The sequence below is a fragment of the Bradyrhizobium sp. Crot121 genome, from assembly GCF_059512385.1.
This window is the reverse complement of record NZ_JCAMOR010000051.1, coordinates 1-22,975: the sequence shown is the minus strand read 5'-3', so window position 1 is coordinate 22,975 and position 22,975 is coordinate 1. Positions and strand designations below refer to the sequence as shown.

Here is a 22,975-nt window from a genome sequence, read left to right as displayed (position 1 = left end):
AGACGGGTTGCTCGCAAGCCGACAAAGAGCGGCGCGTTCAAAGTTCGACAGGGAGGACACCAGATGAAGCATTCCATTCTGCATTTTGCATGGGCAGCCGTCGCGGCGTTGTGCGCGAGCGGTACCGGGGTCTCTGCCGCCTGGGAGCCGGTTCGTCCGGTCGAGTTCATCGTACCCGCCGGCACAGGCGGCGGTGCCGATCAGATGGCGCGCACAATCCAGGGCATCGTCACCAAGCACAACCTGATGAAGCAGCCGCTGGTCGTCATCAACAAGGCCGGCGGCGCCGGAGGTGAAGGCTTTCTCGATGTGAAGAGCTCATCGGGCAATCCCCACAAGATCATCATTACACTCTCGAACCTTTTCACGACGCCATTGGCAACGGGGATTCCCTTCAACTGGAAGGATATGACCCCCGTCGCAATGCTGGCGCTCGACGAATTCGTGCTCTGGGTGAATGCCGAGAAATCCTACAACAAGGTCGGCGAATATGTTGACGCCGTAAAGAAAGCGCCGGCCGGCACGTTCAAAATGGGAGGCACCGGCTCGAAGCAGGAGGACCAGATCATCACGGTCGCCGTCGAGAAGGCGATCGACACCAAGTTCACCTACATCCCCTACAAGGGCGGCGGCGAAGTCGCCGTTCAGCTCGTCGGCAACCACGTCGATTCGACCGTCAACAATCCGATCGAAGCGGTCGCGCAATGGCGCGGCGGCAAGCTCCGTCCGCTCTGCGTCTTCGACGCCCAGCCGATGGCCTATGACGAGCCGATCGCCGACGGCAAGAGCTGGAAGGATATTCCGACCTGCAAATCGCAGGGTCTCGAGATGGAGTATCTGATGTTGCGCGGCATCTTCATGCCGCCGAAGGCGACCAAGGATCACATCGAATATTACGTCGAACTGTTCAAGAAGGTGCGCGCCACGCCTGAATGGCAGGATTTCATGAAGAGCGGCGCATTCAACACCACTTTCCTGACCGGGGCCGACTACGCCAAGTGGGTCGAGGCGGAGCAAAAGCGCCACGAGGTATTGATGAAAGAGGCTGGCTTCCTCGCCTCGGCGAATTGATCCGGCGATATCAACCACGCTCGCACGAGCGTGCCCCTCAATTTCTAGAGCGTTTTCGAGCGAAGTGGAGACCGGTTCGCGTGAAGAAAACGCGTCAAAACAAGAATCTAGAGCTTCGGTTCTGATTCCATCAGAACCGAAGCTCTGTCCCGAGATCACGGTTCAGCCTGGAGGCTCTATGACTGCGCGTAGATCAGACGCTGCCGGCCCGACACACAAGACGATGGAAACCGGTATGACGCTGCTGATTGCAGCCTTCGGCATCATCGTGATCATCGGCAGCGTGAAGGCGGGCATCAGTTGGGGCGCGGAAGGCCCGCGCGCGGGTTTCTTTCCCTTCTACATTGGAATCTCCATCGTCGCAGCGAGCGCCATCAATCTCTGGAGCGCGCTGCGCGACCATGACGACCGATTGTTCGCGGAGTGGGGACAACTTCGCCAGGTGATGAGCGTGGTCGTGCCCACCGCGATCTATGTCGGTTCGATGCCCTTTGTCGGGCTCTATGTCGCCTCGATCATTTTCATCGGCTGGTTCATGCGGTGGCTTGGCGGCTACCGATGGCTCCCGACGGCTGCGGTGGCGTTCGGCATGCCCATCATCACCTATCTTGTCTTCGAACGCTGGTTCCTCGTTCCCCTTCCCAAAGGCCCTATCGAGGAATGGCTCGGCCTATAGAAGCCGTTCGCTATTGCAGGACGTATCGAAATGGAAGAACTCGCCAATCTTTTTCACGGCTTCGCCGTAGCCCTGCAGCCCTACAACATGATGCTGATGGTCGTGGGCATCATGCTCGGGGTGATCATTGGCGTGCTTCCCGGGCTCGGCGGCGCAAACGGCGTTGCGATCCTCTTGCCGCTGACCTTCAGCATGCCGCCGACATCGGCGATCATCATGCTATCCTGCATCTACTGGGGCGCATTGTTCGGTGGGGCCATCACCTCGATCCTGTTCAACATACCCGGTGAACCCTGGTCGGTGGCAACGACGTTCGATGGCTATCCGATGGCACAGCAGGGCAAGCCTGGCGAAGCGTTGACGGCAGCCTTCACCTCCTCGTTCGTGGGCGCACTGTTCGCTGTCGCCATGATCACGCTGGTTGCGCCGCTGGTCGCAAGCTTCGCGCTGCGATTTGGTCCTGCGGAAAAATTCGCTGTGTACTTCCTGGCGTTTTGCAGCTTTGTCGGGCTGAGCAAGGAGCCGCCTTTCAAGACCATCGCCGCGATGATGATCGGTTTCGCGCTTGCGGCCGTCGGCCTCGATTCGATCACAGGGCAGTTGCGATTGACGTTCGGGATCACCGAATTTCTCAACGGGTTTGATTTTCTGATCGCCGTCATCGGCCTCTTCGGTATCGGCGAGATCCTTCTGACAATGGAGGAAGGATTGAGCTTCCGCGGCGGCAACGCGAAAATCAATCTGCGCGTGGTGCTGCAAACCTGGAAAGAGCTGCCCGTATATTGGGTGACGTCATTGCGCTCGTGCCTGATCGGGTGCTGGATGGGTGTCACGCCGGCCGGAGCAACGCCGGCATCCTTCATGAGCTACGGCATCGCCAAGCGGCTGGCGAGGAACGGCAAGAATTTCGGCAAGGGAGAAATCGAGGGCGTGATCGCGCCGGAGACGGCAGCTCACGCCGCCGGCACCTCGGCATTGCTGCCAATGCTATCGCTCGGAGTGCCGGGATCTCCGACGGCGGCTGTTCTTCTCGGCGGCCTGCTGATCTGGGGCCTGCAGCCCGGCCCCATGCTATTTGTCGAGCAGAAGGAATTCGTCTGGGGTCTGATCGCCTCGATGTATCTCGGCAATCTCGCAGGCCTGCTCGTCGTGCTCACCTGCGTGCCGATATTCGCCGCGATCCTTCGCGTGCCGTTCAGCATCATTGCGCCCCTTATTCTGGTGCTCTGCGCAATCGGCGCCTATTCGGTTCACAACAGCACATTCGACGTGATGCTGATGCTGGTCTTCGGCGTGCTCGGCTATCTGCTCAAGAAGTGCAACTATCCTCTCGCCCCCTTGGTGCTGGCCATTGTGCTCGGCGACAAGGCGGAGGAGGCATTCCGGCAATCGCTGCTCGGATCGCAAGGCTCGCTCGCCGTATTTTTCTCAAATGGGCTGGTCAGCACCATCATGATCCTCGGGCTCGTTGCCCTTTTCTGGTCCGCGATTCAGGAAGGCTACAGCCGGCTGCGAACAGCGGCCGCCTGAGGCGCGGCCCCTTCAAAATCTGGGATATAAAATGCCAGGACTCTGAACGGCTGGGCGATCGGTGTTATCGCACTTCTCGCGTCCCACCTACCCGCTCGCAGACCTCCTGGATCCGCCAGTCCAAAGCGGGCGTGCCGAACTCGCTTTCCAGAGCTGACCTTCAGATCACCCGCGACGATTCTTGCGTGAATCCAGTCGCTTCACAGCGTCGATAGAAATTGCGCTGTGGACCATCGTCTTGCGTTTGACGTGAACCCGTTCGGTTGAGCCAAGTTGTTGTTGAGGCCGAGTACCAACGCACGCCTGCGACATTTGCGCGCGCCTCACACCGATGCTTGAATGTTGGCATATTAAATACCAAGATAGCCGCCGCGCGTTCGGGACATAAGATAACAGAGGCGCGCCTTGGGAGGACCTATGACAGAGATGGTGCAGGCCGCGGCTCCGCCAACCGCCCGTGTCAGCGATACCTTTCGCTGGACACAACTTGCGATCGGCGTCGCAGCGATGGTGATGATCGCCAACTATCAATACGGGTGGACATTCTTCGTCCCCGACATTCAGAAAAAATTCGGTTGGGATCGCGCCTCGATCCAGTGGGCATTCACCCTGTTCGTATTGTTCGAGACGTGGCTGGTGCCGGTCGAAGGCTGGTTCGTCGACAAATACGGCCCGCGCATCGTGGTTCTCGTCGGCGGCATCCTCTGCGCCATCGGTTGGGCCATCAATGCCCAGGCGACCTCGCTCAACGGCTACTATCTCGGCATGATCATCGCTGGCATCGGCGCCGGCGGCGTGTACGGCACCTGCGTCGGCAACGCGCTGAAATGGTTTCCCGACAAGCGCGGTCTGGCGGCCGGCATCACCGCAGCCGGCTTCGGTGCAGGCTCGGCGCTGACGGTCGCGCCGATCCAGGCGATGATCAAGGACTCCGGCTTCCAGACCACCTTCCTCTATTTCGGTCTCGGCCAGGGCATCATCATCGTGCTGCTCTCCTTTTTCCTGCTCGCGCCGAAGTCCGGACAGGTTCCGATGGTCGCGCAGAACGCCAATCTGGTTCAGAGCCGGCGCAACTATCAGCCGACGGAAGTGCTGCGCCAGCCGATCTTCTGGCTGATGTACTTCATGTTCGTGATCGTCGGCGCCGGCGGCCTGATGGTGACGGCGAACCTGAAGCCGATCGCTGTGGACTGGAAGATCGACAGCGTCCCGGTGACCCTGATCGGCATGACGATGACCGCCGTGACCTTCGCCGCGACCATCGATCGCGTCCTCAACGGCCTGACACGTCCGTTCTTCGGCTGGATCTCCGACATGATCGGCCGCGAGAACACGATGTTCATCGCCTTCGGCATGGAGGGCATCGGCATCTGGGCGCTCTACATGTGGGGTCATGATCCGATCTGGTTCGTGATCCTGTCGGGCTTCGTGTTCTTCGCCTGGGGTGAGATCTACTCGCTGTTCCCCTCCACCTGCACCGACACCTTCGGCTCGAAATTCGCGACCACCAATGCCGGCCTGCTCTACACCGCCAAGGGCACGGCCGCGCTGCTGGTGCCGCTTGCGAACTACGTGCAGCAGTCCGCTGGCAATTGGGACAATGTCTTTCTCATCGCCGCCGGCGCCAACATCCTGGCATCGCTGCTCGCCATCCTCGTGCTGAAGCCATGGCGCAAGGTCGTGGTGGAAAAATCGGGCGCATCGTAGATCGCGCAACAGACTTGGTATGAAGCGCCCGGCCCACAGCCGGGCGCTTTTTTGCTGCGCTTCCGATTTTCCGAACTCGCCGTGACCGCCGAGCTGCGGCATGGCCTATACCGCAATGCAGCACAAGTTCGGCTTGCATTGTGGGATATAGTATACCAACATCCACCCGGTGCTTGCGACGATAAGTCACAAACTTGCGACAGAAGGCCGCAACCGCAGGCACGCGCTCGGGAGGACTTGATGGTTTTAAGCAACGCCGCCACCGCACCCTCGACACCTTCGTCCAGCGGCTTCCGCTGGTTTCAGCTCGCCATGGGCATCGTCTGCATGGCGATGATCGCCAACCTGCAATACGGCTGGACGCTGTTCGTCGATCCGATCGACGCGAAGCATCATTGGGGCCGTGCGGGCATCCAGCTCGCCTTCACGATCTTCGTGGTGACCGAGACCTGGCTCGTCCCCGTCGAAGCCTGGTTCGTCGACAAATACGGGCCGAGCATGGTGATCATGTTCGGCGGCGTGATGATCGCGCTGTCCTGGGTCCTCAATTCCTACGCGGATTCGCTGGCGCTGCTTTATACCGCCGCCGTGATCGGCGGCATGGGCGCCGGTGCCGTCTACGGCACCTGCGTCGGCAATGCGCTGAAATGGTTTCCGGACCGTCGGGGCCTCGCTGCCGGCGCGACCGCCGCCGGCTTCGGCGCGGGCGCCGCGCTCACCGTGGTGCCGATCGCAAGCATGATCGCCGCCAGCGGCTACCAGACAGCCTTCTTCGACTTCGGCATCGGGCAAGGCCTGATCGTGTGCGTGCTCGCCTTCTTCATTCGGCCGCCATCCGTCGCGATCCCTCCGAAAAAGAAGCAGCTCAACCTGCCGCAGACCAAGATTGATTTTACCCCGCCGCAGGTGCTGCGCAGCCCGATCTTCTGGGTGATGTATCTGGTGTTCGTGATGGTCGCCTCTGGCGGCCTGATGACCGCCGCACAGATCGCGCCGATCGCCGACGACTTCCAGATTGCCAAGACGCCGGTCTCGCTCGCTGGCATCCAGATGGCGGCGCTGACGTTTGCGATCTCGCTCGATCGCGTCTTCGACGGATTCGGCCGCCCGCTGTTCGGCTGGATCTCCGACAATATCGGCCGCGAGTACACGATGTTCATCGCGTTCGGCACGGGCGCGCTGATGCTGCTGACGCTCTCGACCTATGGCGCCCATCCGATCGTGTTCGTGCTCGCGACCGCGGTCTATTTCGGCGTGTTCGGCGAGATCTACAGCCTGTTTCCGGCCACCAGCGGCGACACCTTCGGTGTGAAGTACGCCGCCACCAACAACGGCATGCTGTACACGGCGAAAGGCACCGCCTCGCTGCTGGTGCCGCTCGCCAGCATCGTTGCCAAGAATTTTGGCTGGCACGCCGTGTTCGTGATGGGCGTAGCGCTCAACGCGACGGCGGCGCTGATGGCGCTGTTCGTGATCAGGCCGATGCGACGCGCCTTCATCCTGGGCAACGAGACAGCGGCGGCAGAGGCGACCGCGCGCAGTGTCACGACAGCATGATCGCAGCCGCTGCGACCAGCGAAGGCGCACTCCGGTGCGCCTTTTCTTTTGCCAAAATTCAAAGGAATACAAAATACAACGATATGGATCAGCGAGACGCCGTCGTCCATCGGATGGAAAGCGTCAGTGTTACTTACTGTTTTTGCTATATTTTTCTGAAGGCATCTACTCCAGCTGCGTTGACAATTGGCATTTTGTATACCAGACTTGCGAGCGTTAACGAACCCAAGGAGGTTGCCATGCAAGTCGGAGATATTCTGCGCAAGAAAGCCGCCCGTGTCGCAACGGTTCGCATGAACGAGACGGTGGCGATCGCCGCGCAACTGATGCGTTCGGGCAATATCAGCGCGCTGGTGGTCAAGGATGTCGTCCGCACCGAGGGCAACACGGCGGTGGGCATGTTCACCGAGCACGACGTGGTGCGCGCCATCGCCGAGCATGGCGCGGCCGGCGCCAACATGCGCGTGTCGCACTTCATCTCGGTGCAGCAGCTCGTGTCCTGCACCTCGCGCGACTCGCTCGAGCATATCCGTCACCTCATGAACAGGCACAACATCCGCCACGTGCCGGTGATCGACGATTACAGCCTGATCGGCGTCATCAGCATCCGCGACATCGCAGCCGCATTCGACGAGCAGGCGATCGCCGCGCGGGAAGCCATTCCGGCTTGAAAGCACCCCAGCGTCAGCGCGCCGGTCTGAGACGTCCTCGGCACCGGCGCACGACCAGCGCTGAAACATCAACCCCGCCTCTTTTGCGAAACATCCCATGAAGATTTGCATTTACGGCGCCGGCGCGATCGGCGGCTATCTCGGCGTGCAGCTTGCGCGCGCGGGCGTGGAGGTGAGCCTGGTCGCACGCGGCGCCCATCTCGCGGCCATGAAGGCGAACGGGCTGAAGCTCCTGATCGGCGATGAAGAGCGCATCGTGCATCCCCGCTGCACCGACGATCCGGCCGAACTCGGCACGCAGGATTTCGTCATCATCTGCCTGAAGGCGCATTCGATCACCGGCGTGCTCGAACGGATGCAGCCGCTGCTCGGGCCGCGCACGCGCGTCGTCACCGCAGTCAACGGCATCCCCTATTGGTACTTCCACAAGCACGGCGGCGATCACCAGGGCTCGACGCTGGAGAGCATCGATCCCGGCGGCCGGCAGTGGCGCGAGCTTGGCCCCGAGCGCGCGATCGGCTGCATCGTCTATCCCGCCACCGAGATCGAGGCGCCCGGTGTCATCCGCCACGTCTATGGCGACCGCTTTCCGCTCGGCGAGCCCTCCGGCGAAATCACCGAGGACGTGCAGCGTCTGTCTGATGTCTTCACCAAGGCGGGCATGCAGGCGCCCGTGCTCGAGCGCATCCGCGACGAGATCTGGCTCAAGCTGTGGGGCAATGTCTGCTTCAACCCGATCAGCGCCCTCACCCATGCGACCCTGGACGTGATCTGCTCCGATCCGCCGACCCGCGCGCTGTCGAAAGCGATCATGCTGGAGACGCAGGCGATCGCCGAAACCTTCGGCGTCAAGTTCCGTGTCGACGTCGAACGCCGCATCGAAGGCGCGCGCAAGGTCGGCGCCCACAAGACCTCGATGCTGCAGGACCTCGAGCGCAGCCGCCCGATGGAGATCGATCCGCTGGTCACCGTGGTTCAGGAAATGGGACGCCTGACGGGCATTCCGACGCCGTCGCTGGATGCGATGCTGGCGCTCGCTGCCCAGCGCGCCCGGATCGCCGGGCTCTACGACGGAAGGGTGCTTCCGTCGCCGGAAGCAAAAGTTGCGGCGGTCACGTGATGTCGCAGCGTAACGTGACCCATTGGCTTCGCTTCCGCCGCCAGGGTGAGACCGGCTTCGGCGCGCTGACGCCATCCGGCATCGCTGTGCATGACGGCGAGATGTTCGGCATCTCCAAGCCGAACGGACGAATATTCGCGCTGGAGGACGTCGAACTGCTCGCCCCCTCCGAGCCAAGCAAGATCGTCGCGCTCTGGAATAATTTTCACGCGCTCGCCGCCAAGCTGCAGCAACCTGAGCCGGCCGAGCCGCTCTATCTGCTGAAAGCAACCACCAGCGTCACCGCGCCGGGTGCCGTGATCGAGCGCCCCCTCTCCTATGACGGCAAGACTACCTATGAGGGCGAGCTCGGCATCGTGATCGGAAAGCCCTGCACCAACGTCTCTCCTGATGAGGCCGACGACTTCATCTTCGGCTACACCTGCGTCAACGACGTCACCGCCAACGACATCCTCAACCGCGACAAAACGTTTGCGCAATGGGCCCGCGCCAAGGGCTTTGACGGCTACGGCCCGTTTGGCCCCGTCATCACCGCAGGGGTCGATCCGGCAAGCCTCGTCGTGCGCACCATCCTCAACGGCGCCGAGCGCCAGAACTACCCGATATCAGACATGATCTTTAGCGCGCAGGAGCTCGTCAGCAAGATATCGCACGACATGACGCTCTTGCCCGGCGATCTCATCGCCTGCGGCACATCGGTCGGCGTCGGCGTCATGAAGGAGCCGGTCAACACCGTAACGGTGGCAATCGACGGCATCGGCGAGCTCACGAACGAATTCAGGCAGTAGCCGACGCCACCTGAAGCCAATGGCGTGAACCCCTTCATTCGAGGACTTTGGGTCGATCCGGCTAGAGCGTTTTCGAGCGAAGCATGCCCTCGGACTTGATCCGAGGGTGGATACCGGTTCGCGTGAAGAAAACGCGTCAAAACAAGAATCTAGAGCTTCGGTTCTGATTCAATCAGAACCGAAGCTCTTGTTCCGCCTTGCGGAAACAACGCGGCGCTTTTGCATGATGGCGTTGCCCTGACCATCACCCGCCCCCGTGGACTTTTGCAGGGGGCGACGGCATCCTGCTGTCCGAAATTCTCGATAAACAGCGCGCGGTGGTCCGCGCCGGGGAAACAGAGGGCAGTAATGATCAAGACACGCTTCACCGAGCTTTTCGGCGTCGAGCACCCGATCGTGCAGGGCGGCATGCAATGGGTCGGACGCGCGGAACTCGTCGCTGCCGTCGCAAATGCCGGCGCGCTCGGCATGATCACGGCGCTGACCCAGCCGACGCCCGATGATCTCCGCAAGGAAATCGCGCGCTGCCGCGAGATGACCGACAAGCCGTTTGGCGTGAACCTGACCATCCTGCCTGCGATCAAGCCGCCGCCTTACGCGGAATACCGCCAGGTCATCATCGAGAGCGGCATCAAGATCGTCGAGACCGCGGGCAACAAGCCGCAGGAACATGTCGACGAGTTCAGGAAGCACGGCGTCAAGGTCGTGCACAAATGCACCAGCGTCCGCCACGCGCTGTCGGCGGAGCGCATGGGCGTGGACGCGATCTCGATCGACGGCTTCGAATGCGCCGGTCATCCCGGCGAGGACGACACCCCCGGCCTGATCCTGATCCCCTGCGCGGCCGACAAGGTGAAGATCCCGATGATCGCCTCCGGCGGCTTCGGCGACGGCCGCGGCTTGGCGGCTGCGCTGGCGCTCGGCGCCGACGGCATCAACATGGGCACACGCTTCATGTGCACCAAGGAGAGCCCGATCCATCAGCTCGTCAAGGAGCGCATCGTCGCCAATGACGAGCGCGAGACCGAGCTGATCTTCCGCACCATGCGCAACACCTCCCGCGTCGCCAGGAACGCGATCTCGACCAAGGTGGTCGCGATGGAGAAGGAAGGCGCGAAATTCGAGGACGTGCGCGAACTCGTCGCCGGCGCCCGCGGCAAGATGGTCTACGCTAGCGGCGATGCCGATACGAAGGCATCTGGTCGGCCGGCCAGGTGCAGGGCCTGATCCACGACATCCCGAGCTGCGCCGAACTGGTATCGCGCATCGTACGCGATGCGGAGGCGATCATCCGCGGCCGTCTCGAGAGCATGATTTCGGGGGCGCAGCGCCAGGCCGCCGAATAGAGCATTTTCGAGCGAAGTGGAGACCGGTTCGCGTGAAGAAAACGCGTCAAAACAAGAATCTAGAGCGGTCTTGCTGCCCAACCAAAGAGAAGAGCCGATGAAAGCCTATGTCTATGGCGCCAATGGCGCTGAGATCACCGACGTCGCCAAGCCAACGCCGAAGGGTACGCAGGTGCTGGTCAAGGTTCACGCCTGCGGCCTCAACCGCGCCGATCTCGGTATGACCAAGGGCCATGCCCATGGCAGCGCGGGCGGCGTCGGCACCGTGCTCGGCATGGAGTGGGCCGGCGAGGTTGCCGAGCTCGGACCTGACGCCAAGGGCGTCAAGGTCGGGGACAAGATCATGGGTTCCGGCAGCGCCGCCTTTGCTGAATACACGCTTGCCGATCACGGCCGGCTGTTCCGCGCGCCCTCGAACATGAATTTCGAGGACGCCGCCACCCTCCCCGTCGCACTCGCGACCATGCACAACGCCGTCGTCACCAATGGCGCGCTCCAGGGGGGACAGACTGTGCTGATCCAGGGTGCCAGTTCCGGCGTCGGGCTGATGGCGATGCAGATCGCCAAGCTCAAGGGCGCGAAGCTCGTGATCGGCTCCTCGACCGACGCGATGCGGCGCGGCCGGCTGAAGGATTTCGGCGCCGATCTCGCGATCGATTCCAGCGACCCCACCTGGGTCGAGCAGGTGCTGAAGGCAACCGGCGGCGAAGGCGTCGACCTCATCATCGACCAGGTCTCCGGCAAGGCCGCCAACCAGAACCTCGCTGCGACCAAGATCAAGGGCCGCATCGTCAATGTCGGCCGGCTCGGCGGCACCCATGCCGATTTCAACTTCGACCTGCACGCGGCCCGCCGCATCCACTATATCGGCGTCACCTTCCGCACCCGCACCATCGAGGAGATCCGCGAGATCTTCGACGAGGTCCGCAAGGACATCTGGGGCGCGGTGGAATCGCGCAAGCTGCAACTGCCGATCGACCGCGTCTACAAGTTCGACGAAATCGGCAAGGCGTTCGAGCACATGGAAGCCAACAAGCACCTCGGCAAGATCGTGGTGACGCTGTAAGCGTCGATCGTGGGGTGGGCAAGGCGCAGCGTGCCCACCATCCACGTTCGGTGCAAGAGAGGTGGGCACGCTGCGCTTTGCCCACCCTACCCGCCACGAATCTCCCGCAACTCCGCCACCGCGCCGTGCAGCTCGACCGGGGCTACGATGGCAGGTAGCACTCCACGTGATTGCGGAGTCAGTATCAGTCGAGTCCCTACCATGCGGCTCAGATTGCCTGTCCCGCTATGGTGGCCTGATAGCTATGGATCTGCTTGGCAGTCGTAATCGCCGCAAAAATCGCTGCCAAAGCGAATGCTATGGAAAAGGCGAAGAAAACAAAACGTGGCGTCATTGAGTGGGCTCCCTTTCAGGACCCCCCGCGCCATATCTAACGTGAATTCCGAGGCCTTCAAGGCGCGCACGGGCGGTCCACTTAGAATCCCGCAGACTGAAGGGCCACGCCTGTCGCGAAAGGCACAGCATCGGCTTTTCTCAAACGGCGTGGGATGGCCACGCCATGTGCTCGGCCGTATGCCCTCAGGTGAGGGAGTTGTCAGTGCGATTTGTGACGACGCCTTACGAGACGATAGACGCCATACCCGACTGCAACAAGAGCAAGAGGAAGTCCAGCGCCAGCGACAGGTCCAGGAGCGCCATGGACGCTACCAGGAGCGCCATGGACGCCACCATCGGTCCAATTGCCAGGACTGCCATCTCCGTTGAGGACGTAACCGGTGGTCGCGATCCCTACCACAGCCAGTCCGCCAAGAACGCTTTTGAGAGACAACAAACGTGCGAATTTCGTCCAAGACATCCAAAGCATGATATTTAATCTCCTCGCCCCCCTATTTAATTAAATATTAACATTCGCGATAATAATAGCAATATCAAATAAGCGACGCAGTCGCGATGTTGCAAAGCAACACAGTCTCTGATTGATTAGCGGCTGAGCCCTCGCCCCCTCAGCCCAACGGTCGGGGCGACGCCCAGGCGTAAATCTCCGATTTTGCGCCGAGCTAGAGCGCTTTCGAGCGAAGCATGCCCTCGGACTTGATCCGAGGGTGGACACCGGTTCGCGTGAAGAAAACGCGTCAAAACAAGAATCTAGAGCTTCGGTTCTGATTCAATCAGAACCGAAAATGCTCTAGCCGATATCACTTGATGCGCCGCTTCAGTGCGGTGTCTACGCTCGGGCGAAATGTTGCGAGGAAATCGGTTGCGGTCGCGAGGTCGCGTTCGTCCGCTCTCGGACAGCGGGAAATCGCTTCCGGCCGAGACAGTCGGTCCAGTTCCGCCCTGAGACGGACGACCTGCCCGTGACGAGTTGCCAAGTCATGGCTTATGCGGAGCAGCGCAATGAGAAGATCGCATTCTTCCATAGCGTCGAATTGAATCCTGGCTATCAGTCGTTAAGCGGCCGCTGCCGCAATCTCTGGTCCATTGTCAGCGTTCGAGAACAGGACGTCCTCGAGTCCCTCACGGTTGTTCAGCCGCACGGAGACGTCGACGATATGCTGCACGGCAACTGACATCGCACTCGCTCAAGAAATTCGATTGGACCTTGAAAATGACAGGAAATCCTGTCGGTCCTGTAATTAAATAGCGGTGGCGCCGAGCGCACTTGCCTCGACCTACTGCCCTGATAATCGGACTTCGGACGGTAGGCAAGGAGTGTGGCCCGGCAACGATCATCGTGGTTCGCCGGAAAATGCCTGCTGCAGTGCTGTAAGCCTGTCGAGCGCAGCTTGCGGCAGTGGCCCTTTCTCGACCGCTGCGAGTGCGTCCTCGAACTGCCGCGGCGTCGCCATGCCGACCAGGATCGTGCCCATCGTCGGATGGGATATTGCAAATCGCGTGGCGGCTTCGGTCAGGCTCGCCGCGAACCCCTCCGTGACCAGCGCGATGAGACGGCGTGCGCGATCGATATCGGCATCGTAGCTCATCGCCGAACCGATCGGCTCGGGCGCGGGACCCGCAATCGGATGACGCTCGGCTGAGCCCGACAGCGCGCCGCCGGCCAGTACGCGGATGCCCACGACGCCAACGCCGGCGGCCTTGGTGTGATCGAACAATCGTCCGTAGTCCTGCGCCGGATAGCTCGGCGGCAAATCGTCGGCGGCAGATGGATTGAGCATGTTGTAGACGATTTGAGCGCTGTCGAAGACGCCGGCATCGATCACTTGCTGCAGCGCCGCCGTGTCGCCGACGGCCGTCATCCCGAGGAAACGGATCTTCCCCTGCTGACGCAGCCGCTCGAACGCCGGCACCACGTCGTCGAGCACCTGCCGGACGCTCAGCGCCGATCCGCCCCCGTTCCCGGTAATCGCATTGTGCAGATGAAAGACGTCGACCCGGTCAAGACGCAGTCGCGCCAGGCTGCCTTCGAGCGATATCCTGACGGCGTCCGCAATCCGGCCAAACTCGCCGGGCGGCAACCGGACCTTGGTGCCGACGGCCACATTGGCCGGTTTCAGCCTTTGCAGGACGCGGCCAAGGTTCTTTTCCGATTCACCATCGCCGTACTGCACGGCTGTGTCGAAGTAGTTGACGCCGGCGGCGATCGCCCGCGCGACGGTGCGCTCCTGGTCGACGGGATCGCCGCGCACCATGAACCCGCCCACCGCGCCGCAGCCGAAGCCCAGCACCGAAAGCTGCATTCCCGTGCGCCCAAAGACCCGCAATTGCATCGCTGTTCCTCCGGCCGGTTGAAGATTATGCAATGTCGAACGCCGGCTACTCTACCGCAACATTTGCCGCGTGGTGATTGGCCCTCACTTTTCGATTGCAGGCTCTCCGACTGCGGCCAGCACGTAGCGCCATTAAAGGCTGGTTGTTCTCGCAAGTGAAGAAAGCTGCGGTCTCGTTGGCCGCCGCAATCTGCGCGGGGCGCGCACCAGCTCATCCCGTACAGCGAGCAGCGCGTCGCGCTCGGTCATGTCGCGCAGCCTACCTCCCCTTTGTAATCCATTTCACACATGCAGCGAGCGCGGTCCGATATGATTTCTTGAGGGGGCCTCGAAACGAGAGGCCGAGATGCCAACCTCATCTCACCTTTTGCGATGGTCGACCGAGATGCTGCCGGAGCGCGCGCGGCTCTCCACGTTCCGTGAGGAGTTTGCGCAGCAGAACCTCGCCTTGGACGTGATAGATCACAGCGGCGGGCGCCCGCGTATCGACGTCACCTACTTGCCGCTCGGCGCGGTCGGCCTTTGTGGCGTGGCCGCAACGCCGGTGGAGTTTGTCCGTCACAAACACCACCTCAAGGATAGCCGTGACCAATTCGGACTGAACATCGTCGAGACTGGACCGGTCCAATTCGCAAATGCAGGCCAGGAGCATGTCTATGATGGCGGCTCCGCTTGCTTGATTGACCGGGGAAGGCCGCTGCGCGTATTTGGGCCGCGTGGCGCCAGAGTCAGATTCGTGGTCGTGCAGGCTGCCGCTCTTAGGTCTCTGGTTGCGCAGCCGGAAGATCTATCGGGTCGGCCGGTGCCTCCTGGACCTGCGCTTAGACTCCTCGACCGCTACCTGCGCTCGCTCGCATACCTCAAAGAATCTCCGTCATCCGAGCTCGCCTCCACCATCGGCATACATCTGCTCGATCTCGTGGCCGCGACGCTCGGGCCGACCGCCGAAGCTGCAAACATCGTGACGGACCGTGGTGTGAAGGAAGCCAGGCTGCAGGCGATACTGGCTGAGATCGCGCAACGCTTCAGCGATCCCAATTTCGATCTGGACAATGTCGCCGGGGCGCTCGGCATGTCGCGGCGATACGTGCAAAAATTGCTCGAGGGGACCGGAAAGTCGTTCACCGAGCATCTTGCAGGATGCCGCCTTGAGCGTGCCTTCGCGATGTTGACTGACCCGCACCATCTGCATTTGGCCATCATCGATATCGCGTTTGCAGTCGGCTTTGGTGACGTTTCTCACTTCAATCGCATGTTCCGCCGGAACTTCGGCGAGACGCCATCAGGAGTGCGGGCAGCATCGACCCATGCGGGAGCAGAAGTGATCCGGCGCCCCCTCACAGTGCGCCGGCGAGGCCGCCGAGAACGCGGGCTTGACGTGTAAGCCTGTCGGCATCGCCTTCTGGCCGATTCCAATTGCGGTGACGGTGCATTTTAAACGGGGCGTCATGACCCCAGCCGATCAGCACCATCTGTGCTGCAGGATCGGTGTCGGTTGGCGCTGTCGACATGTGGCCTTGTCTTGAAGCGAGACCACAAATGACCGACCAGCGACAGGGCTAGCGCGCCCACAATAATAGGGAGCCAAATCGAAGTGGTTATGATGAAGAAGGAAATGACGACCACACGTCCAAAGACCGATTCGCTCACCGGGTACTTAAGACGTGCGAAATATGCGTAGATAACAAAGGTGACGGCCAGCACCATCCACGCAGCGACAAGCACTAGTAATACGTCAATAAGTTCGCCGAGATAATGGTGCATGGGCGCACCTCCTGACAGCGTCAGCGCGAATTGCTGTCATCCACTGTGAGCGGCCGTCGCGGTGATCGTCGAGGAGAATTTGGTCTTTTTGGCGTTCTCGGGCATCTGGAGCCGCGGTCCCCGCCAGCGCCCAGGCCATGCGGAGGCACAGCGTTCGATTCGGCCGAGCCAGGCCTGTCAACGCGCGCTCGTCGAGATGGCTCGGGCAAGGGCTCGTCCAATGCAGTCATAACCGTCGGCTGTGTTGTGCAATCCGTCAAACGTCACGAGTTCGCTCTGCGCAACCCCAGCAGTGATCGAGTTTCGCATCAGCGCAAAACGAGAGAATAGCCCGACCTTTTCCTGTTTTGCGACATCGACGATGATGCCCTCCATCGTCGAGTAGCTGGCGGAAGCGAGCACCTGTGGCGCATATTGCATGTCCATCAACACGACGTCCGAGGACCCTGCCTTAAGTGCCCTAACCCCTTCAAGAACGCTTCTCTTGAGCCCTTCGCCCGGCCGGCCCCCCCAGGCGACGTCATTAGTACCCAACTGCCAGATAACGAGATCGGGCGTGTACGCGAAAACGTCCCGCTGGAAGCGTGCGATGTTGTTTGGAATCGTATCGCCGACTCGACCGCTGTTGATGACCTCGATCGTGGCATTGGATCTAAGTCTCGAGAGCTCTCGACGCATCACCTCCGGATATGTGGCGGCGGACCTAAGCACCCAGAGTCCCACTGTTGACGATGATCCAATCGCCACAATCTTCAGCGGCTCACCAGATTTCAAACGCGCCGCCGTGCGGGGCAATTGTGCACCCAGCGAGACGTTGAAATTTGCCGAAAGGCATCTCTCCGCAGATGATAACTCGTCCTGTGCCTGAGAGGGCGCACTGCCGGACAATCCGATAAGCAAGGCCGCCACAATCGACGCTATTGGTCGAGCGGTTCCGGCACGGAGGGCAAAACAGGTCAACATCTTCCCCCAATAATTGGTCGATTCTCTCTTGACAACCCTTGGTATCAGACGCTTCGCTATGCGGTGCAATCACAATTGACGCGTGGACAGCGAGCAACACGATGAATCCGCGGATAGTCGAAACCGCGGATAGTCGCAGGCGAGACGATGATCGGAAAGCCTGTAGCGAAGCGGCTGGTATTTCATATTGGCGGCTATGATCCAATCACGTCGCATCTCAGCGCGCAACGACGCTTTGTGCGCGAAATTGCCAGGTTCCAACGTACCTGGTCAGTGAAAGCGACCGTCGACGGTTTGCGCGATACCGCCGATCAGATTGGATGGAATGTGACGACGACCGGCCCCGATTGGCTGGTCGAAACCGATTACCGTCTGGTCCGGTGGGATGACGTCATCGAGGCCTTCGGGCGTCGAAGCATTGGCTCACGCATTTCCGTCGGCATTCTCACGTTTCTGGATTTCGTTTTTTCCGGCACTCTTTGGCGTTACTCGCTGACCAACTGGCGATACGCAGGTTTCTTTCTCTATCCATTCGTCATGTTCGGACTGCTCGTCGCGGCCGCCTTCTTGATTGGCGCGTTTGCATTCAAAATCACCGGATCGATTGCCATTGCTGCTGGTGGCGGTCTTTTCGGGTTCGCTGCCGCCTTGGCGGGTCCGTGGCGCTGGCTGCACCTGGGCGACCTGTTCGATGATTGGATTTTTTCTCGCGAGTACATTCGATACGGCAATCTAGAAATCGAGCAAAGACTGGACAGGTTGGCCGGCGAGCTCGTGGCTGCGGCGAGCAACGTTGCCGCAGACGAAATTTTGGTTTTGGGGCACAGCCTTGGCGCCGTGCTTGCGGTCGGTCTGCTTGATCGCGCTTTGAAGCTGGAGCCGGCGCTCGGTGGGAACAAAACACCGGTCACGTTCTTGAGCGTTGGATCCTCCATACTCAAGGTCGGCCTGCACCCGAAGGCAATACGCTTTCGCACGGCGATGGAACGCGTCGCCAAGTCGCGCGCGATCTTCTGGGGCGATTATCAGGCCCTCATCGATCCCCTGAACTTCTACAAAAGCCGGCCGATGGCCGAAATGGGTTTGTCGACGGAAAACGAAACGACCGTCAGGATCGTGAAACTCAGTCGAATGCTTAACCACGACATGTATCGACGCATCCGCTTCCATTTCTTCCGTTTGCACAACCAGTTCGTCAGTGGAAATGACAGGCGAACATCGTACGATTACTTTATGCTGACATGCGGGCCTGTTTCAGCTAAATCCCAGACGCTCGCACCGGATGGCGCCCTGTCCATGATCGCTGGCGACGGAGGACTTATTGCGAGCGCGCCGCTGCCGGAAAGCGAACTGCTGGGAAGTCCGGGCGCGGCAGCCTGATTCAAATGACGCCCACGATCTCTAAAGCCATTTTCGTCGCCTTGGCGATCGGCTGGTACCTCATACGTTATAAGTACGCGCGGCGCTCTCGCCGCGAAAAGATTGTATGGAGCGCCCGCGGCCCGGTGGAAACTGCGCTGCTGCTCATATCTCTTACAGGACTTGGACTTGTGCCGCTCCTCTACGTAGCGACAGCGATACCTCGTTTTGCCGCCTACAGCTTTCATCCCTTGTTCGCCTGGCTCGGGCTTTTCTTTGCGATTGCGGCTTTGGGTATGTTTCACCTGACGCATCGTGCGCTGGGACGGAACTGGTCGATCAGTCTCGATGTGCGGGAGAAGCATAAACTGGTGACGGAAGGGATTTATCGGAGAGTTCGACACCCGATGTATTCGGCATTTTGGCTGTGGGCTATCGCCCAGGCGCTGCTGCTGCCTAATTGGATTGCCGGCTTTGCGGGCCTGGCCGGCTTCGGGATCTTGTACTTTGGCCGCGTCGCCCGAGAAGAACGAATGATGTTGGAGACCTTTGGCGACAGCTATCGCGCGTATATGGCGCGGACGGGTCGGGTGTTCCCGCCAGTACTCAGAAGCAGGTCCTGACAGGTATCGGATCTGGGGAACCACAAGCGACCGGGTTCCGAACGCCTCAAATTCCGTGCCATTTCCGCAACATCTGACAACAAACGGCTGCTGCGACCGCTAATTGCCCAGTCTAATTGTTGCTGCCATGGCGAGCGTCGGGCTATCTGTTGACGGGTGAATTTCACGGTATCCTGATTCAGTGGGAGACTAAGATGTTGAAGTTCGTGATCCTCGGTGTCGCCTCTCTAGCTTTCGTGGGAACAGCAGCTGCTGCCGACCTCCCGCGGCCTCAGCCTCAGCCGGTAGCTGCGCCGGTCGGCAAATATCCCTTGGGCAAATATCCCGTCGGCAAGAGCCCGGTAGGCAAATATCCGGTTGCGGCCCCGGTCGTGACCAAAGGTTGATCTAGTACCTGGTCGTGCGCCGACGGCACACGTTTGAGGTAAATCGACTAGCTGTGGCATCCGATCTTTGATTCGCGAGGATTCGAAGATGCTGGGAATGACTCGGAAATATCCAGGTCTTCAACGTCTTGCTGGGGTCGCGGTGCTCGCGGCCTCCGTGAGCTTGGGGGCCGGGAGCGGGAGTGCGCAACAGCTCGCGGCGCGCTCCGACCAGCAACAACGGGACGCTTCCCTTAAACCGGCGGCCAAGCATGCTGAGAGCATGGCTGCGGTTACGCCCAGTGCCCCGCCTGCCAGGTCAGACGCTAAGCCGATCCAAAGAGCTACGGCCAGAGGCCCCTACTACGTCGATTTTCGTGCCCGCACGGCAGCATCCTACGGTCATGCTTTCGTCTGGTACGGAAAGACGAGCGAAAAGGAGGTCGAGGTCGCGGGTTTGGCTCCGGCCGGCGACACGCTGCCCTACATGTTGGGACACCTCGTATTTGTTCCCTCTGAAACAGGGGCGAGCTATGGCGATCTTGACGAGCAATATTTGACGGCGAGCTATCGTGTCTATTTGAACGAGGCTGACGCCAAGAAGGTCTTTGCTTACATCAAGCATCTCCAGGAGACCTCGCCGCTATGGAATGCGGCAACCACCAACTGCACTTTTTTTATCGGCCGCATAGCGACCTTTATGGGCCTGAAGGCTCCGTTTCATCTGTTAAAGCCTGAGGAATACGTAAACGAGCTCAGAGAGCTGAACGGTGGACGGAAAACGGTGCAGCTTGAATCCGATCGGAGCTAGACTCCTCCGTATTGAGTTCATCCAGCTTTCCTGACCGTTTGGATAGCTGCGCGCTCTTCAACGAGTTCAAGCGAGTGGTTTCCTTGGAGGAAACGCGACACTCGTGTGCGCCTCGTTTGATTGGACGCGCCCATCGGTACACCTCGCGACAAACGCGAAGCGTTTGCGCGGAGATCATGCTCAAACAAAAGACAGAGCGGGATGATGATTCGAAGAAAAATCATCACACTCTAGTTAGCGTCGCCCGCATTTGGAGGCGATGGATCAGACCCTTGTTTTGAGCTAAGCCGTTCGAGCCGCCTCGAACGGCGCGGGCGGCGGCTCCACTACGGCAAATCAAGTGCGCGTAAGCTATTGCGCCGGTTCGGGGACGCTAATGCGGGTCTATATCATTGTTGCCGGCCTGGTCGTTTCGGTCATCGGAGGGGCAAGCGCCACGGTTGTCGATAAAGGAACCGACGCGCAGAGATCTTGCGAGCTGTTTGTTCAGAACTCGTTTCGCAATCAGGACGACGCTCGGTCCGCCGGCGCATGTGAGGGAATGATCGAGACTGCAGTGCTGTTTTCACCGAATCTGCCGGCTGACATACGTGCCTGCCCGCCCGCGCAAGGCAGCATTTTGCAGAGCGCCAAGGTCCTTCTGCGATATCTTGATAACAATCCGGATCGAGCGAAGGAACCGGGGATCACCGTCGCTATCGAAGCATTCAGAGATACTTGGCCCTGCCAGGGGGACGACGCCGAGTCGTCCACCAAGGCTGGACCAAAAAAGCGCGCGCCGAAAAAACCAAAACAATAGAAAGCGCCCTTATGGCTCGCTGACGTCCTAGCGCACTGACCATGGCCATACCGATGACGGTTGCGGATTTTTGGCTTGCGGCCGCGCCGGGGCGGGCGCCGGCTTGTGCGTCTGGGCGACGTTGGTCGATGGCCGTGGACGCGGCACTGGTATTTCGAGCGTCACCTTTGGCTCTTCGGGGCTGATCTTTGGCTCTGAAGTGTTGGCGATGACGCGGGCCAATTGTTCCTGGCTCGCGTTGAGCCGCTCGGTGACCGTCGCGCTTTCGCGCGTCATCTGTATCTGGGCCGCCTTGATCTGATCGATGATATTGTTGTTGCGTGCCATTTCTGCCTGGATCGCCTTGAGTTGGCTCGCGACATTTTCGTTGTCGCGGACCAATTGCCCTTGCGCCGCCTCGAGCTGTTCGACCGCTTGCCTCAAGGCAGCGAGATCGCGCGCCATCGGTTGGAGCTGCTGTGCCAAGTCGGACGACGGGACGACCGGAGTCGGCGCGACATTGGTCGGCGCAGCGTCTTTCGGTGCGGTCTGTGTCAGAGGTGCTGGGTCTGAGGAGGCCATCGTCTCCGTATGAACGGAGGACGACCGCCACCAGGTAGCGACACCAATGGATGCTGCCAACAGAGAACCGACGAAAACCACATGGCGCCAATCCGCCGCTCGATGAATCCTTGCCTGGGGGGCGCGAGGCGGCTTCATGCTGGTCGGCGAGGGCGAAGGACCAATGCTGGTCGGCGGGTCCGAACGATTGACTCCCGCTTCGCGCGCCAACAGGTTCGAAATCTGCTCCTGCAGGTTCGCCACCTGCCCTTCCGCGAGTTTGCCGTCCAGCGTGGAATCCATTTGGTGCTCCGTATCAAACGCAACGTCACCCGCCTGAGAGCGATCCGCGCACTGCGCTAAAGCGAGCTAACGTTCAACGACAGACAGATGCTTTTCGCAGAAAATTCACCCCCAAACTGTCCCTGCGTTTTAACACCGCCGACGAGGCGGAACTATGTTTACGGCCGGCGAACAGCTTTGGGCCAGAAAAATGGGACGCCGATCCGTCCAACTGCCGAAAATGCATAGTCCGCCGCTGGAGAGCAGCGCTAACGTTTAGGTTCACTCGGGTTGTTGGTGCAGCATCGCTCGGGCCAGGTCGGTGCTCTAAATTTTCCAGACCCTTATTCGTCCGAGGCCCGAGGCAAATCAAAGGAGGACGCAATGAGTAAGCTCTTTTCGGCAGCACTGATCGGTGTGGCCATGTTCGCCAGTCCGGCCATGGCGGCATGGTACGACAGAAACGGCGCAGCCGTCGCTTCTTCCGTTCGCATACGACGAAGACCGCCTGATCGACGCATGCGCGCGGGCACGGCGAGCTCTATGATGGCGTTGCGTGAAGATCAGGCGGCCTGCTGATCGGCGGGCTTGTCGCCTTGGCGCAGGAGTTTCCATTCCCAGGGCAGCAGTTCGTGCAGACGCGACGCGGGAAGATCGGCGATACGGGCGAGGATGTCAGCGAGCCAGGCCTTGGGATCGGCGTCGTTGAGGCGACAAGTCGTGATCATCGTCAGCATGATAGCGGCACGGTCGGCGCCGCGCTGGCTGCCGGCGAAGGTCCAGTTGCGCCTTCCCAATGCGATGCCTCTCAATGCGCGCTCAGCGCAATTGTTGGTCAAGCAGATCCTGCCATCGTCGAGGAAGCGGGCGAAGTCGTCCCAGCGCCTGAGCATGTAATTCATAGGCTTCAGGACCTCGGAGGAGCGCGAGAGGGTTTCGCGCTCACGCAGCAACCAGGCGTGCATGTCCTCGAGAAGCGGCTTGCTCTTTTCCCGGCGAACGGCACGCCGCTCGTCGGCGCCGCGGCCGTTAATGGCGCGCTCGATCTCGAACAACGCATCGAGGCGTCTGACCGCCTCCAGCGCGATCGGAGAGACCGGTTTGCCCTTCTTACCTTCCCGGGCATTTTTCTCGATGTCAGCCAGCTCGAAGAAGCCCCGCCGCGCATGGGCAAAGCAAAACGCCGGCGTGATCGGCAGCACCTTCTTCTGCGGGTCGAACAGCGGCTCGAAGCCGTTGTAGCAATCGGCTTGCAGGATACCGGCGAA

General features: G+C 60.5%; 23 protein-coding genes and 1 pseudogene. 18 read left to right on the top strand and 6 right to left on the bottom strand.

Annotated features, from left to right (window positions below):
* Window positions 1-63 precede the first annotated feature (63 nt).
* The 10 genes and pseudogenes from AC5ZGW_RS31860 to AC5ZGW_RS31815 all read left to right on the top strand — a co-directional run bounded on the left by AC5ZGW_RS31860 (window position 64) and on the right by AC5ZGW_RS31815 (window position 11,532).
* Window positions 64-1,071: a Bug family tripartite tricarboxylate transporter substrate binding protein gene (locus AC5ZGW_RS31860; RefSeq protein ID WP_130227141.1), complete on the top strand. Its 1,008-nt coding sequence runs from the start codon at window positions 64-66 to the stop codon at window positions 1,069-1,071.
* Between the two features lie 235 nt (window positions 1,072-1,306).
* Window positions 1,307-1,747 (top strand): tripartite tricarboxylate transporter TctB family protein, encoded by a 441-nt coding sequence (locus AC5ZGW_RS31855; RefSeq protein WP_456671229.1) that lies wholly within the window; start codon window positions 1,307-1,309, stop codon window positions 1,745-1,747.
* 30 nt (window positions 1,748-1,777) lie between these two features.
* Entirely contained in the window at window positions 1,778-3,277 is a 1,500-nt protein-coding gene (locus AC5ZGW_RS31850; RefSeq protein ID WP_130227139.1) for a tripartite tricarboxylate transporter permease, read from the top strand.
* Window positions 3,278-3,694: 417 nt separating this feature from the next.
* Window positions 3,695-4,984, top strand: a complete 1,290-nt coding sequence (gene oxlT / locus AC5ZGW_RS31845; protein WP_130227138.1) for an oxalate/formate MFS antiporter — start codon at window positions 3,695-3,697, stop codon at window positions 4,982-4,984.
* 240 nt (window positions 4,985-5,224) lie between these two features.
* Window positions 5,225-6,541, top strand: a complete 1,317-nt coding sequence (gene oxlT, locus AC5ZGW_RS31840; protein WP_130227137.1) for an oxalate/formate MFS antiporter — start codon at window positions 5,225-5,227, stop codon at window positions 6,539-6,541.
* Window positions 6,542-6,780: 239 nt separating this feature from the next.
* Entirely contained in the window at window positions 6,781-7,212 is a 432-nt protein-coding gene (locus tag AC5ZGW_RS31835; protein ID WP_028167399.1) for a CBS domain-containing protein, read from the top strand.
* A gap of 97 nt (window positions 7,213-7,309) precedes the next feature.
* Window positions 7,310-8,332, top strand: coding sequence for a 2-dehydropantoate 2-reductase (locus AC5ZGW_RS31830; RefSeq protein WP_130227136.1), 1,023 nt, complete (start codon window positions 7,310-7,312; stop codon window positions 8,330-8,332).
* Window positions 8,332-9,120 carry a fumarylacetoacetate hydrolase family protein gene (locus AC5ZGW_RS31825; RefSeq protein WP_130227135.1) on the top strand — a complete coding sequence of 263 codons (789 nt, stop codon included), beginning with the start codon at window positions 8,332-8,334 and terminating at the stop codon, window positions 9,118-9,120. Before AC5ZGW_RS31830 ends, AC5ZGW_RS31825 begins: the two co-directional genes overlap by 1 nt.
* Window positions 9,121-9,468: 348 nt before the next feature.
* Window positions 9,469-10,466, top strand: a pseudogene (locus tag AC5ZGW_RS31820) (NAD(P)H-dependent flavin oxidoreductase).
* Between the two features lie 97 nt (window positions 10,467-10,563).
* Window positions 10,564-11,532, top strand: a complete 969-nt coding sequence (locus AC5ZGW_RS31815) for a zinc-binding dehydrogenase (protein ID WP_130227134.1) — start codon at window positions 10,564-10,566, stop codon at window positions 11,530-11,532.
* Window positions 11,533-11,740: 208 nt separating this feature from the next.
* Here AC5ZGW_RS31815 and AC5ZGW_RS31810 read toward each other — a convergent pair whose 3' ends face one another.
* A complete protein-coding gene (locus AC5ZGW_RS31810; RefSeq protein WP_283813276.1) occupies window positions 11,741-11,866 on the bottom strand; it encodes a hypothetical protein in 126 nt (41 codons plus the stop codon).
* A 982-nt stretch (window positions 11,867-12,848) separates the two neighbouring features.
* Between AC5ZGW_RS31810 and AC5ZGW_RS31805 the strand changes: the two genes are divergently transcribed.
* Window positions 12,849-13,043, top strand: a complete 195-nt coding sequence (locus tag AC5ZGW_RS31805; RefSeq protein WP_130227133.1) for a hypothetical protein — start codon at window positions 12,849-12,851, stop codon at window positions 13,041-13,043.
* A gap of 159 nt (window positions 13,044-13,202) precedes the next feature.
* On the opposite strand, the gene AC5ZGW_RS31800 is transcribed toward AC5ZGW_RS31805, so the two are convergent.
* The gene (locus AC5ZGW_RS31800; RefSeq protein WP_130227132.1) at window positions 13,203-14,201 is read right to left on the bottom strand and encodes an aldo/keto reductase; all 999 of its coding nucleotides are present in this window, start codon (window positions 14,199-14,201) and stop codon (window positions 13,203-13,205) included.
* Between the two features lie 385 nt (window positions 14,202-14,586).
* On the opposite strand from AC5ZGW_RS31800, the gene AC5ZGW_RS31795 reads away from it, so the two are divergent.
* Window positions 14,587-15,585 (top strand): helix-turn-helix transcriptional regulator, encoded by a 999-nt coding sequence (locus AC5ZGW_RS31795; protein WP_165435301.1) that lies wholly within the window; start codon window positions 14,587-14,589, stop codon window positions 15,583-15,585.
* Between the two features lie 62 nt (window positions 15,586-15,647).
* Here the strand turns inward: AC5ZGW_RS31795 and AC5ZGW_RS31790 are convergent, their stop codons facing one another.
* Window positions 15,648-15,965 (bottom strand): hypothetical protein, encoded by a 318-nt coding sequence (locus AC5ZGW_RS31790; protein ID WP_130227130.1) that lies wholly within the window; start codon window positions 15,963-15,965, stop codon window positions 15,648-15,650.
* Window positions 15,966-16,142: 177 nt separating this feature from the next.
* Window positions 16,143-16,874 (bottom strand): SGNH/GDSL hydrolase family protein, encoded by a 732-nt coding sequence (locus AC5ZGW_RS31785; protein WP_463326897.1) that lies wholly within the window; start codon window positions 16,872-16,874, stop codon window positions 16,143-16,145.
* Window positions 16,875-17,075: 201 nt separating this feature from the next.
* On the opposite strand from AC5ZGW_RS31785, the gene AC5ZGW_RS31780 reads away from it, so the two are divergent.
* The 5 genes from AC5ZGW_RS31780 (at window position 17,076) to AC5ZGW_RS31760 (ending at window position 20,885) form a co-directional block, all read left to right on the top strand.
* Window positions 17,076-18,308 (top strand): hypothetical protein, encoded by a 1,233-nt coding sequence (locus tag AC5ZGW_RS31780; protein WP_130227128.1) that lies wholly within the window; start codon window positions 17,076-17,078, stop codon window positions 18,306-18,308.
* A 5-nt stretch (window positions 18,309-18,313) separates the two neighbouring features.
* A complete protein-coding gene (locus AC5ZGW_RS31775; RefSeq protein WP_130227127.1) occupies window positions 18,314-18,910 on the top strand; it encodes a protein-S-isoprenylcysteine O-methyltransferase in 597 nt (198 codons plus the stop codon).
* Window positions 18,911-19,104: 194 nt separating this feature from the next.
* Window positions 19,105-19,296, top strand: coding sequence for a hypothetical protein (locus AC5ZGW_RS31770; RefSeq protein WP_027577737.1), 192 nt, complete (start codon window positions 19,105-19,107; stop codon window positions 19,294-19,296).
* Between the two features lie 91 nt (window positions 19,297-19,387).
* Window positions 19,388-20,086: a hypothetical protein gene (locus AC5ZGW_RS31765; protein WP_496114021.1), complete on the top strand. Its 699-nt coding sequence runs from the start codon at window positions 19,388-19,390 to the stop codon at window positions 20,084-20,086.
* Window positions 20,087-20,462: 376 nt separating this feature from the next.
* Window positions 20,463-20,885, top strand: a complete 423-nt coding sequence (locus AC5ZGW_RS31760) for a Rap1a/Tai family immunity protein (protein WP_130227126.1) — start codon at window positions 20,463-20,465, stop codon at window positions 20,883-20,885.
* Between the two features lie 27 nt (window positions 20,886-20,912).
* On the opposite strand, the gene AC5ZGW_RS31755 is transcribed toward AC5ZGW_RS31760, so the two are convergent.
* A complete protein-coding gene (locus AC5ZGW_RS31755; protein ID WP_130227125.1) occupies window positions 20,913-21,728 on the bottom strand; it encodes a hypothetical protein in 816 nt (271 codons plus the stop codon).
* Between the two features lie 363 nt (window positions 21,729-22,091).
* On the opposite strand from AC5ZGW_RS31755, the gene AC5ZGW_RS31750 reads away from it, so the two are divergent.
* A complete protein-coding gene (locus tag AC5ZGW_RS31750; protein WP_496114020.1) occupies window positions 22,092-22,286 on the top strand; it encodes a hypothetical protein in 195 nt (64 codons plus the stop codon).
* Here the strand turns inward: AC5ZGW_RS31750 and tnpC are convergent.
* Window positions 22,271-22,975 (bottom strand): IS66 family transposase (gene tnpC, locus AC5ZGW_RS31745; RefSeq protein WP_496114019.1); only part of this gene is annotated, 705 nt, incomplete at its 5' end. The genes AC5ZGW_RS31750 and tnpC overlap by 16 nt on opposite strands.